Below are 13,144 nucleotides of genomic sequence, written 5' to 3'. Positions count from 1 at the left end.
GTACCTAGGGTTCGAATCCCTATCTCTCCGCCATTTAGAACAGGGGGTTACAGCGATAGGCTATAACCCCTTGTTGTGTTTTTTGGCCCGAGCAACCTCTCGTGCAACCTCCAGGCTTTCATGCCTTTGGCCGAACCACTCTTTCCCGCCCATTTAGCCACTTTTCAACCTCGTCAAGACGCCAGCCAACAGCCCCCCTCCCCAACCTGATCCGCGCCGGGAAATCCCCATTTTTTTCTAACGCCATTGCGTGGTGTTGCTCAGACCAATAAATTCAAGCAATTGCCTGCACCTTAGGACCCATTTCATGAGTAACCTCCGGAGATGGCCGAGTTGTGCAATCACGTTGGCGCCCGACCGTTTTTAGACCTGCCGGATTGAAGGACTGCTGAAACCGTGCTAGGTGTAGGTATTAGTACTTACAAATATTTTATCCTGAGGGGTACTCGGAACTGGCCACGAAGGGGACAACCGGTGTTCAAAATGTGTGATGGCGGGGAACGAGACAAATCTTGGGAGTGGACGGTGCGACATGTCAAACTTCCTAGCTGCAATCTCACCCAGGGGATTCCCCCCCCGTCCTCCCCCTCGAGCGGTTTAATGATGGAAAAAATTGGAGAGTAAAGCCATTCCCCCATCAAGGTCCTTTATTTTACCGCTAGTGGTTGCGTCTCGATATAGCATTAAAAGCTCATCTAAATCTGCGTCCGTAAACATTCCTAATGTTTTTGCATATCTGGCTGTCTGAACGATTTTATGTACTAATATTTTTGAATTAATGTTAGATACTCTTTCAATTAAAAAAAATGATTCAGCTTTTGAGGGTTTAGCTACAATATGATTCCAAAAAAAATGCATTGCTTCCATAACACCATAAACCCCTCGCTCAAATCTAACAGACGCAAGATATAAATCGATTTGCTCATTCTTAGTAAATATTTTGTCAAAGCAAATTGCCAATAGGATTTCGATACTCTTTCTTCTCAGCAACTTTGATTGATCATGGATGAAAAGGGTTCTTACTAATTGCTGAGTTATAGTGGAGCCACCTGAACGCCTTTTTATATTGATAAGCCCTAAAGAAGCACGGATTAAGGCACGCATCGAGACTCCGCTATGTTTGTAAAAGTTGCGATCTTCTATAAGTATAAGAAAGGTTTTTAGATTATCGGTCTTAATTTTTAAGCGATTCATTTCATAGCGGGCTAGGGTGGCGCGATAGATTACGTGCTCAAAATTTGTTACGATTCTGAAGCGTAGCAACTTAGCTAGATTTTGGGTGAATAGCAACATCCGATGTTCATGTACATCAAGTAACGCCCCCCGATATGTGTATGCTAGCAAAAACGCCCATAAGATAGACGTTGTTAGTGTCAACACCCACAGCGGGATCATAGTAAATTGTTTTAGAATAGTTATTTCGGGAGCAAGGCAGGCAAGAAGAAAAAATATTACGGCGGAAGATATTCCTGCGAGAGCATAGTATGGATATGTTACATAAGTGAACCAACCTGGGAATAGTTTTATTGCAAACGGCTCATCCGCCCCCTCTACACGCCAATTTGGTAGTATTAGTTGAACCGTTCCATAACTTAGGCCCATCATTCTTCGCAGGACAATCACCTTTCGAGCTGCAAAAACAAGAGCCCTCTGCCTGTCAGCGAAATACAGCAAGGAGACTACTGACAGTCCCATTATAAATGAAAGAAGGACCCCCATTGTTACGTATGAGGGGATTACCGACTTAAACTGGCTCGAAAGCTTATCTAAGGACCCAACTGCTAAAGATCCGAGCCCTGCAGCGACAATGACCGCAATATTTGATGCATTTAAAAAGACACGTTCCTCTGACTCCAAGCTTTTAGCGGCTGTCTTATACTCCTCCAGCGCAACGTCGCGCTCCTTAAATGCATATGTCGGAAAGTGCTGTCGCCACCCCCGATCCAAATCATCATCTATCACTGAAATATCCTTAATTTGTTTATTTCTCCGCCGCCACCCCAGTGAACTGAGAGGCGCTCATCGCATTCAAACTCTTAAAAGCTCCCGGGGTCCGCTTCTTCGGGATCACGTTGTCGCCGATTTTTATCAGCAGGCTGTGGTCCTTATCTCATCCCTTTCATCCATTTCTATGAGGGGTTAGCAACTCGCACCTACTTTCACGATCTAAATGTTTTTTGTCAAAGGAGGCCCTGCGAGCCCTTGAGCGATGGCGTACCATAGAATCTTAATCCTAATTATTTTGATGGGAATCTAAGTAGGTATTCAAATATCCTATCTGGTGTATTGGTCATAACCATGCCTGTGACTGTCAGCCAGGATCCAGAAATAAGCATATAATAATCAAGAGTCGCTTTATCCCTTAATTCATCTTTGAGAATTGAGATTTGGTGACTAAGATTCCCAGTGACACTATCTATTTTCTCATTCAATTCATTCTTAACCCGCTCAATTAAATTATGATTAGCATCAATTGAGGTTTGAAGTTCAATGACTCGTTTCAGTAAGTACTCCACCTTTTCATCAACATCTTTGAAATTTTGTGTAGACACGGTCAATGCCCCCGAACCAATTGTTGCACCGCCTGTCATACTAAAGGCGCCGAAGCAACCGTTGGTTTGTTTGAGGACAGATTTTAACTCAAACACCCAATTTATAAATGATTTGTGGTAGCCAGCATGGTTATATTTTTTACTTTCTTTTACCAATGACCATACAACTGTCAGTAATCCCATTATTTCTATAACAATACCAATTACTCGAAAGCAATCCAAACCCCACCTAAATCTAGTAAGTAATGGTATAGAGGCCACTGAAAATCCAACTGGAAATATGACTAACAAAAAATTTGATCCTCTCTTGACCCAGTTAAGAAGCTTACTCATAACTAGCAATAAATCGGCCATGACAAGCCATATGAAACCGCAAATGATCCCTATCAAAATCAATAGGGTGAGCAGCATTGAGCCAACTGCTGTAAAAAAAATCGCCATAGTAAGTCCTTACAGATCTCTTGGCGTTAATACCCTCGCATTTAAACGTCTGGGAATTCACCAACGCCCGCGTTACCTGCATACCACATGAATCTCCCGGCTTATTCCCGAGTGGGTCAGTTATTTGAGTTCCGTGGACAATCGAGCGTAGCCACCCTACAGGAAATCTTCCATAAAATCTGTTTTCTCTTGCTCTTTCAGGTACTTTTGACAATCTAAGCCCCGACGGTGTAGTAGGTCAAATACTGCCTCAGCGAAAAGAGTAATTGCTTCGAAACAGATATTATTATCTCTCAATTTCTTCAATGACACCCACCGAGTGCTTGTTTTTGGTTGAAAATCATTTAAGTACTGATGAATTAGATCTTTAGAATCGTTAAAAATCTTGTTTCGTTGTAGGTAATTAGCTAATATACTTCGAGAGGTAACTCTTAGTTCAGATGTTTCAAGAATTGATCTTAGCAGCCTATCGTAGCCAAACCAGATCCAACTTGTTGGTTCCAATGTAAAATAGAACGTTTTCTCAAGAATATTGGAATAATCTTTGGTGATTATTTTTTTTGGTATAGTTTTTTTAGGAGGATTTAAATATTTTCGACAAGCTGGCAACAAAAGATACTTACTGAATCTATATTTATCTATCTCTTCGAGATACAGAAGCTCCTGGTGCCATTTATGCGAATCTAAGTCCATTTTGTCGTAAAACTTAACTGAAACAGAATCTGGCTTGTATTTTATAAAAGATGCAGCAAAGTACTCTTGAATGCTTTTGTGTAAGAAACGGAAAACCTTGCCTTCGTATACTATTAGACAAGTTATTCTGTTGATATCTTGTACATATTTTTGTGGATCAGCGTCAAGTTTACAAATCGATATTGCCCTTGCCGCACATTCATACAAGGTTGAAGCTTTAAATGTTTGACCATTATCTTTTGACAAGAAACACAATGCCTCAAAAATCCTTTGATATTCTATATCATTAAGCGTGCATCTCCGTTCTCTAGTGTACCCAGGCTTTGTTCCATCGTGTCTTTGTAGCATAAGGTGAAACATGCTTTCAAAAAATTCTGAAAGTTGTTCTGGTATTTTTTGATAAGCCTTGTAAGTCAGCACTAAAAGAGTGATCATAAGAGGAGTACATAGCATTTCTTTAATATCAGATTTATGTACATTAATTCTATCAATTAATGTTTCTGCAAATTCTGCACTCTCACTTAATTTAGATATTATCACCTTGTACTCATCATTCCTAACATAGTCAACTTTTGCTACACTAAATGATGGCAAGTACTCTATCCCACTTTCAGGCCTAGAGCTAACTACTATTTTAATTCCTCTATACAAATTAGTTATATCTTCAATCTCGTTTATCAAAGATTTCTGTATCTTATCTGGGACCTCATCGAATCCGTCCAATAAAAATAACATTTTTTCTAGGCTGCATAAATATCTAAATATTTCTGGGTCAATATCAAAACCAAGTTCAACCAACTTTGCATTTATTATTGGCATCAACTCTTGTTCGGAATTTATTCTCCTGAGTTCTATAAATACCGGGATAAAGTTTCCATTATCTAACTCTGTCATGCACAGGTGACGCATTAGTATAGATTTACCTTGCCCAGCAATCCCTTCTATCAATATATTACCGTCGATTTCAAAGTCAGACACCGAGTTGACGACCCTGCGTTCACCATTTAACAAGACATGGCTTTGGCAGTAAAATGAAGACAACTGAATAGACTTATCAGTTTGCCAAATTGTTTTAACTCGGCCTACTTCTTCTATCTTATTGCTAAGAGCAGAAATATTATTTAATGCTGAGATTCTTTCCAGTTTATCCTTATAGCCATCTTTAAAACTCGCATAGAGATCAGCTGTTATTTGATCTATAAGCTTTTTAATAGCTATTGCTCCTCCAATTGCGATGGCTGTTGGCATATCCCCCCCTTCCCGGTTAATAAATCCTTAGATGTCCCAGTTTTCGTTAGATTAAATTAAAACCATCTTCCGATCAAGCTAATTATTGCAGTTACTATGCAACTTTTCCCAACTACACAGGCCCTCGTTAGAATCATTCTCTGCGTAGGTTATTTGGTTAAATTCTTCTTAACTCGATCTCCCTCATGCCGATACAAAAAAGTCATCGTTATCCTAAGCTAGGGGGGCAAATATGTGCCACCACTTTTGCTACGCAGACAGGCCGACCTTTCCAATATGATGTAAATCTCGCCTGGCATGGGGGCAGAGCAAGCCGGCCGGTACTTCTCCAGGGAGGATTACTACCTCCGGGAGGCCGAGCAGGGAGAGATTTCCCGGTGGCTCGGCCATGGCGCCCGGGAGCGCGGGCTCGATGGTCCGGTTGGTGAGGGGGAGTTCCACGCCCTGTGCCGGGGGGAGGACCCGGACGGACGGAGGATCGTTGAGCCCCGGCTCTCCCGCGACAAGGAGACCGGGGAGCTTGTTGAGACCCGGCGGGCCGGCAACGACTGCACCTTTTCCGCGCCCAAGTTGGTCTCGGTCCTCTATGCCTGCGGCAACTCGGAAGTGAAAGAGGCCCACGACGCGGCGGTCCTTACGGTCATGCGGCGCGTCGAGAAGTACCACTGCCACTTCCAGAGCCCCGAGGGGCTTCGGACACGGACACGGCCGCAGGGTCAGGTCTGGACATGGACAAGGCATTGGGACTTGGCCCGTGGTAGAAAAATATTGGGATAAGGTTGTGTGACTAGTATTTGAATCTCCATCTATCCGACATAAAACAGAAGGCCGTAGTCCTCAACTACGGCCTTCTGTCATTTCTGCTTTGTAATGCCTTACTTTTATAGAACCGCCTCCAATTGCAGTTCTGTACAGCGGCGAACCGCTTCGCGTTCACGACACCGATCGCCCTCCGGCCGTTTTCAATTTCGCGGATATGGCGTTTTGGGATGCCTGCCGATGTGGAGACCTGCGTCAATCCTTCACGGTGGCGGAATCCTGCCAGCATCGCACCCGCCCCATTTCCATCAAATTCGGAGCCCCCCCTCCAAGCCGAGCTTTCTTCGACTTTTGACAACCAAGCTTTGCTGCATACGCCCTTAGTTCTCGCAGCTTCTTTGGCAATCCTGCGAATAGATTATCTCCATACTGCACCCTCAGTGGTCACCTTAAAGACCTTTGCCTGTCCATAGCCACACACCCATCGCAAAAGCTTGTCACTGCCATCGGTTTTGTATATAGTGGCGCCGCACTTCCGTCTTGCTACAACATCCCGCCGAAGTGAATCCCCCGCACGAAGGATACAACAGACATGACGAGCACCGAAGGGACTCCGTCCCTGCCACAGGATGACCTGCATCCGGAATCAGTCACCCAGCACACCTCCCGGCGTGCGTTTCTCACCCAGACGGTCCTGGGGATCCTCGCCGCCGGCTCTGCGCGCTCTGCCGGGGCCGCAGAAAAGGTCGCGGAGCAGCGCTGGCGCATGATCATCGACCTGAACCGCTGCACCGGATGCCAGTCCTGCGTCATCGCCTGCAAGGCTCAAAACGACACCGCACCGCAGCAGTTCAACACACGGATCCTGATCGAGGAGAGCAAGGACACCCACGGCTCGCGGGTCGCCTTCACCCCGGTGCAGTGCAACCAGTGCGAGAACCCGCCCTGCGTTCCCTCCTGTGCCCCCAACGCCACATTCAAGCTGCCTAACGGCATCGTGGTCACGGATTGGGAGCGCTGCAGCGCCACCCTCTCCTGCATCAGCGCCTGCCCGTACGAGGCGCGCTACCCGGATCCCCGCCACGGGAACAAGGTAGACAAATGCGACTTCTGCCTGCACCGCCTGGTCAAAGGGCTCAACCCTGCCTGCGTCGACGCCTGCCCCAGCCGGGCCCGCCTTTTCGGCAATGCACTCGCACCTGAAGGGGAGTTCGCCCAGTATCTCTCGCGCAACGACCTGGTCTCCCGCAAGCCCGAACTTGGTATAACCACGAGTCTTCTCTACGTGCCGCTGCGCGCCAGATCAGGGAGGACTGCATGAACATATTTTCCGCATTGGAATCCTCCGTGTTGAAGCTTTCCCGACGCAACTTCCTCACCTACGCTTCGGTCAGCACGGCGACCCTGCTTGCCGCCCGCTCCCAGGCCGAGGCGGCGCGACAGTGGCTCGACCCGCGCCGGGTGCAGGCGACACCGGCCAGCCCCGGCGACAGGGGAACCCGCACCGTCTACTCCGCATGCCTCGGGTGCAACGCGCGCTGCGGCACCCGCATGACGGTTCAGGACGGCAAACTGGCAACCATTGCCGGCAATCCGTACCACCCCTACAACATGCGCTTCGATCCGCTCGAGTACCACACCCCGGTCCGGGAGAGCCTGCAGACGCCGGCTTCGGTCTGCGGAAAGGCACACGACGCCCCCAACTACGTCAACAACCCTTACCGCCTGGTGCGCCCGCTCAAGCGGAGCGGTCCCCGCGGCAGCGGCCAGTTTGAGCCGATCGAATGGGACCGGATGATCGAGGAGATCGTCCAGGGGGGAAAACTCTTCGCCCACGTGGGCGAGGAGCGCCGCGTCCCCGGTCTCGCCGAACTCAACTCCGACCGCCCCATCGACCCGAAGGCGCCGGAGCTCGGGCCGGTGCGTAACGGTTTCGTCTTCATCGCGGGACGCGACCAAAGCGGCCGCCAGGAGTTCACCAGCCGCTTCGTGAAAGAGGCCATGGGGTCGGTGAACCGCGTAGGGCACACCGACATCTGCGGCCTGGGTTTCCGCATGGGGAACTTCGCGCTCACCGAGAAGAAGGAGGTCGAACTCAAGGCCGATCCCTTGAGTGCCGAATACCTGCTCCTCTTCGGTGCGAACATCTACGAGGCGACCCAACCGGGGATCAACACCTACGGTGCCCTGGTGGCAAGCCGCAGCGCCGCCGGCAAGACCCGCTTCACCGTCATCGACCCGCGCGCCACCAACGCCTCGGCCCACGCGGAGGACTGGATCGCCATCAAGCCGGGGCAGGATGGCGCCTTCGCCATGGGGATGGTCCGCTGGATGATGGAAAACGACCGCTGCCACACGGCGTACTTGAGCGCCCCCAACCCGAAGGCGGCTGCGAAAGTTGGTCACGGCTCGTACAGTAACGCGACCCACCTCGTCGTAGTAGAACCGGGACATCGCCAAGAGCACCGCTTTCTGCGCATGTCGGATCTCAACCCCGCACTGACCGGGGAACAGGCAAGCGCCTACGTGGTGCTCGGTGCGGAGGATAAACCGTTTCCCTTCGATGCGGTGGAGAGCGCCCAACTCGACCGCGAGGCGACACTGGTCGGCCCCAACGGGAGCACCATCCGGGTGAAGACCTCCTTCCGCCTGCTGGCCGAATCGGCGCGCAGGTTCACGCTGGAACAGTACGCGGCAAGCGCCGGGGTGACGCCGGAGCAGATCGTACGCGTTGCCCGCGAGTTCACCTCGCACGGCACCCGCGCCGCGGTCTGCCAGTACCACGGGGCAGGCAACTACGCAAGCGGCGTGCACGCGGCCTACTCGGTCGCCGTCTTGAACGCGCTGATCGGGAGCGTGGACCGCAAAGGGGGCTACCTGAAGGGAAGCGGCGCCGCGGGGAGCTGGAACCAGGGGAGCTTCGACCTGAAGGCGTTCCCCTCCCAGCTGAAGGCGAAAGGGGTCATGCTCTCCCGCGAGGGGGCAAGCTACGAGAAGAGCAGCGAATACCGACGGAAAAAAGAGGCCGGCGGCAGCGGCTACCCGGCACGTCGCCCCTGGTTCCCCTTCACCTTGGGGGGGCTCTGCGTCGAGACCTTGAGCGGCATCGACCAGGGCTACCCCTACGCCTGCCAGGTTCTCTTCAGCTACTTCTTCAACCCGGTCTACTCGATCCCCGGCGGGCAGCGTTTCGCCAGCACCCTGAAAGATCCGGCGAAAGTGCCGCTGCACGTCTCGATCGATGTCTGCATCAACGAGTCGAACCTCTACGCCGACTACATCGTGCCGGACATCACCTATCCCGAGGGGCACTACGCCTTCCTCACCCCGCACGCCCCGGCCCTCAAGTTCACCGCGGTGCGTACCCCCGCTATCGAACCGATAACCGGGAAGACCAAGGACGGCAGGTCTTACGGGCTGGAGACCTTCCTGATCGACCTGGCGCTGCGGGCCAAGCTCCCGGGGTTCGGAGCAGGAGCAATCCCCTCCGGCGACGGCAAACTGCACCCGCTCACCACGGGCGAGGACTACTACCTGCGCGGCATAGCCAATCTTGCCGAGAGCGCGAAGCTCCCCGAGGCCTCCCCCGAGGAGGTATCCTTCGTCGAGCAGAACTATCCGGTGGCACGGTTCAAGGCGATGCTCAGCGAGAGTCAGTGGAAAAGGACCTGCTACCTGCTGGCGCGCGGCGGCGCCTTCACCGGACGCTACCGGGACGACTTCCAGGGCGAGAACCACAAGGCGGGGGTGAAGCGGGTCGCCCTCTACAACGAGGAACTGGCTACCTGCCGAAACTTCCGATCCGGCGCCCTCATTCCTGGCGTGGCGACCTACCTCCCTCCGGAAGACGCCGCGGGGAACGTCCTCGAAAGGGCTGACAGCGATTACCCGTTTGCACTGGTCACCCACAAGATGAACCTGCACGCCCAGTCCCGCACCACTTCGCACCGCTGGTCCATGGAGGTGTTCCCCGAGAACTACGTGGTGATGCACCGTGACGATGCTGCGCGGCTTAAGATCCTTGATGGAGAGAAAGTCCGCCTGATCTCTTCGAGCTCACCCCAAGGAGTCACCGGAAAGGTACGGGTGAGCACCCTGGTGCGCCGGGGTTGCCTCGCCGTCTCCTTCCACTACGGCCACACCCAGATGGGCGCCTCATCCCTTCCGGTACGCTCGGCGGACCAGGTGTTCTTAGGGAAGGACGTGGCGGGGCCTCAAGGGCTCAAGGGTGACCCGCGGCTCGGCACCGGAATCCTTCCCAACGACCTGGGGAGGATGGACGAGGCGCTGGGAGGACTGCCGCTCGTGGACGTCGTGGCGGGCATCCCGGACTTCAGCTCCACGCGGGTCAGGGTGGAGAAGCTTTCTTCCTGATACAGGAGACATGAACGACTGAAGGCCGTGGTCCAAAGACCACGGCCTTTTTACCATCTATCCGATCGTGCAAAACGTTAATAGCTCCTGGGTCAGGTCCTGATGGAGCAGGGGCACTGCGCTCCCTTTGGTACACCTTTAAAAAACACCGGGAAGCGGGTCTTCCTGAAGTAGCCAGATCCCAACGGAACATGGACAATGTAGAGAACTGTGATACTCCTTCTGGCAACCTCTCTACTCGCGGCAGCGCACCTGACATAGCTTGAGCCGCGGTAGCTCAAGAGAACTCCGGCCTGGACAACGGTGTCCCGGTCAATCGTGCAGCTATCGTCTCACTCACAGAGTGCGTCTCCACGTAAAGCGCACTGAAACACAGCTGGTTCGTGCAACCAGGAAGTACATGCTCAGAAAAGCCATCATATCGGCAGGGCTTTGCCTCTCCCTTCTGCTCCTGTGGTTTGCCGCCTACAACTACCGACAGGCAGGCCCCATTGCCGAAGAAAACCTGCGCGGCCTGGCGCTGACGCTGAGCGCCGCAATCGACCGCCTTGCAGTCCACGACCCTTCCCTGGCCGACCTCGCGAAGTTTCGTCCGCCCGACATCGCCTATTTCGCGATGATCGACCGGCACGGCATCTACCGTTTCCACTCCAACCCGGACCTCATCGGCACGTCCAGCGGAGACGACGATCTGAAGCGGGGGTTTCCTGGAGCCGCCCCCACCGAAGAGCGGGTGACTCTCGGCACCGGAGAACGGGCCTTCCAGTTCACGACCCCCCTCTACCTTCCCTCGGAAACACTCGTCCTGCGCCTCACGCTCCACACCTACCGCGCCGACTCGGTCATTCGTCGGGCCAGGCTGAACACCGCCCTTTTGCTCGGCATGCTGGGCGTCGTGTGGGTCCTGATCGCCGTGTTGCTCCGCTCTGCGCGCCGGGAGGAACTGATGCAGCGGGAAATGACGCGCCAGGAGAGCCTCGCGCGGCTGGGGGTCATGGGGGCCATGCTCGCCCACGAGATTCGCAACCCGCTCGCCGGCATCAAGGGGTTCGCCCAGGTGATCGAGAAAAGGCCCGCCGAACCCCGCAACAGCGGATTTGCCCAAAGTATCGTGGCGGAGGCCTGCCGTCTGGAGAACCTGGTCACCGAACTTCTCTGCTACGCCTCGAGCGAACCGCCCGCAAAGGATGCGTTCGATCTCGGGGAGGTGACCAACCACGTGGCAGCGATGCTTTCCGACGAGGCTCTCCAGCTGGGGGTGGACGTTTCCATCCAGGCTGCGCAAGAGGTGCGGGTCTGGGGCAATCGGGACCGGATCGAGCAGGTGCTGCTCAACCTGGGGAAGAACGCCCTCCAGGCGATGCCCGAAGGCGGAACCCTGCGCTGGAGCGTCGGTTCCTCGGGCAAGAGCGCCGTCGCCAGCGTCGAAGACAGCGGAGCCGGAATTGCCGGGCACGACCTCCCCAGGGTGTTCGAGCCGTTCTTCACCACCAAGGCGCGTGGCACCGGCTTGGGGCTTGCCCTGTGCCGGAAGATAGCCGAGGAGCACCAGGGGAAAATTCAGTTGACGAGTAAACCGGATGAGGGTACCAAGGTGACGCTGACCCTGCCCCTTGACAGATCCGGCACAGTACACGGGAGTGGACGATGAAGGGAACGATCCTGCTGGTGGAGGACGATGCAACCTTCCGCAGCTTTTTGCAGACCATCCTCGAGGATGACGGGCACCAGGTGCTGTGCGCGGCGGACGGCATCAAGGGGCTCAAGCTCTTGCGGCAGGGGAGCTTCGACGTGGTGATCTCCGACCTGAAGCTGCCAGGGAAGAGCGGCCTTGAGTTGTTCCGCGAAACCAGAAACGACCTCACGGCTCCCCCGTTCATCTTCCTTACCGCGTTCGGCAAGGTGGACGAGGCCGTTGCCGCCATCAAGGAAGGGGCGGTCGACTTCCTCACCAAGCCCCTGGACTCGCCGGACACCCTCCTCGACGTGGTGCGCCGCACCATCGCGGGTCAGATGCAGGCGCGCGAATACCTCTCACTCAAGGAATTGGAAGCGGCCGGGCTGCCACCGGAGGAGCTCATCTTCGCCGGCGCTGCCATGCAGGCGGTGCGTCGCTTGGTGCACGAGGTGGCGGACACCCAGGCTAACGTCCTCATCTTCGGAGAAAGCGGCACCGGGAAAGAGCTGGTGGCCCGGACCGTACACCTGCTGAGCTCCCGGAGGGGGTGCCCCTTTATCCCGCTCAACTGTGCCGCCATCCCGGAAAACCTGCTGGAAAGCGAACTCTTCGGCCACGAAAAGGGTGCCTTCACCGGTGCGATCCAGCCCCGGCAGGGTAAATTCGAACTTGCCAAAGGGGGAACGATCTTTCTGGACGAGATCGGCGAGATGCCGCTCCCCTTGCAAGCCAAGCTGTTGCGTGTCCTGCAGGAGCGGGTGTTCGAGCGGGTGGGAGGAAACAGGGAGATCAAGACGGACGTCAGGATTGTCGCCGCCACCAATCGCAACCTCCGCGAAGAGGTGGACCAGCGACGTTTTCGGGAAGACCTCTACTACCGGCTCAACGTTTTCCCCCTCCATCTCCCTCCCCTGCGCGACCGCAGGGACGCCATCCCCTCCCTGGTTGGCTATTTCCTCAAACGGTTCAGCGGCCAGCTCGGCAAGAGCCTGAATGGGATCGACCCGCAGGCGCTTGCCGCACTGCAAGGGTACTCCTGGCCGGGAAACGTCCGGGAACTGCAAAACGTCATGGAGCGGGCCGTGATACTCTCCCGGGACCTCGTCAGACCGGGTACGCTGCCGGACGAGCTTTTGAACCAAAGGAAGCCGGAAACCCTGGACAGCCGGGAGGCCCTTAAATCCACGGAACGGGAACTCATCGTCAAGGCGGTCCAGAAGCACGGAGGGAACCGCCGTCTGGCTGCGGCTGAATTGGGGATGTCCCGCAGATCACTCCAGTACAAACTGAAGGAGTACGGGCTGCTGGACGAGAGCTGAGCCGTGCAGACGCGAGGTGCAAAGAAGTGCACCTGTTCCAGGGGAAGCTTTTTCACCGAAGCCGATCATCTCGTAAGATA

9 protein-coding genes are annotated in these 13,144 nt (G+C 54.0%); 5 read left to right on the top strand and 4 right to left on the bottom strand.

Annotated features, from left to right (window positions below; genetic code table 11):
- Window positions 1–118: 118 nt before the first annotated feature.
- From H7688_RS22925 to H7688_RS11390, 4 genes are all read right to left on the bottom strand, one after another.
- Window positions 119–247, bottom strand: a complete 129-nt coding sequence (locus H7688_RS22925; RefSeq protein WP_183361240.1) for a helix-turn-helix transcriptional regulator — start codon at window positions 245–247, stop codon at window positions 119–121.
- Between the two features lie 350 nt (window positions 248–597).
- Window positions 598–1,962 carry a biosynthetic peptidoglycan transglycosylase gene (locus H7688_RS11400; protein WP_183361239.1) on the bottom strand — a complete coding sequence of 455 codons (1,365 nt, stop codon included), beginning with the start codon at window positions 1,960–1,962 and terminating at the stop codon, window positions 598–600.
- A 275-nt stretch (window positions 1,963–2,237) separates the two neighbouring features.
- Window positions 2,238–2,993 (bottom strand): hypothetical protein, encoded by a 756-nt coding sequence (locus H7688_RS11395; RefSeq protein WP_183361238.1) that lies wholly within the window; start codon window positions 2,991–2,993, stop codon window positions 2,238–2,240.
- Window positions 2,994–3,149: 156 nt separating this feature from the next.
- Window positions 3,150–4,934: an NACHT domain-containing protein gene (locus tag H7688_RS11390; RefSeq protein ID WP_183361237.1), complete on the bottom strand. Its 1,785-nt coding sequence runs from the start codon at window positions 4,932–4,934 to the stop codon at window positions 3,150–3,152.
- 297 nt (window positions 4,935–5,231) lie between these two features.
- Here H7688_RS11390 and H7688_RS11385 point away from each other — a divergent pair, with 297 nt between their 5' ends.
- From H7688_RS11385 to H7688_RS11365, 5 genes are all read left to right on the top strand, one after another.
- On the top strand, window positions 5,232–5,711 hold the full coding sequence (locus H7688_RS11385) for a relaxase domain-containing protein (RefSeq protein ID WP_183361236.1): 480 nt from the start codon (window positions 5,232–5,234) through the stop codon (window positions 5,709–5,711).
- Between the two features lie 574 nt (window positions 5,712–6,285).
- Window positions 6,286–7,014 carry a 4Fe-4S dicluster domain-containing protein gene (locus H7688_RS11380; protein WP_183361235.1) on the top strand — a complete coding sequence of 243 codons (729 nt, stop codon included), beginning with the start codon at window positions 6,286–6,288 and terminating at the stop codon, window positions 7,012–7,014.
- The gene (locus tag H7688_RS11375; RefSeq protein ID WP_183361234.1) at window positions 7,011–10,067 is read left to right on the top strand and encodes a molybdopterin-dependent oxidoreductase; all 3,057 of its coding nucleotides are present in this window, start codon (window positions 7,011–7,013) and stop codon (window positions 10,065–10,067) included. The genes H7688_RS11380 and H7688_RS11375 overlap by 4 nt, the downstream gene beginning before the upstream one ends.
- A 400-nt stretch (window positions 10,068–10,467) precedes the next feature.
- Window positions 10,468–11,718 carry a two-component system sensor histidine kinase NtrB gene (locus H7688_RS11370; RefSeq protein ID WP_183361233.1) on the top strand — a complete coding sequence of 417 codons (1,251 nt, stop codon included), beginning with the start codon at window positions 10,468–10,470 and terminating at the stop codon, window positions 11,716–11,718.
- Entirely contained in the window at window positions 11,715–13,064 is a 1,350-nt protein-coding gene (locus tag H7688_RS11365; protein ID WP_183361232.1) for a sigma-54-dependent transcriptional regulator, read from the top strand. Before H7688_RS11370 ends, H7688_RS11365 begins: the two co-directional genes overlap by 4 nt.
- The last annotated feature ends 80 nt before the right edge of the window (window positions 13,065–13,144 follow it).

This window comes from Geomonas limicola, assembly GCF_014193675.1.
Taxonomy (GTDB): domain Bacteria; phylum Desulfobacterota; class Desulfuromonadia; order Geobacterales; family Geobacteraceae; genus Geomonas; species Geomonas limicola.
The sequence above is the reverse complement of the archived record's forward strand: the minus strand, read 5'-3'. Positions and strand labels throughout refer to the sequence as shown.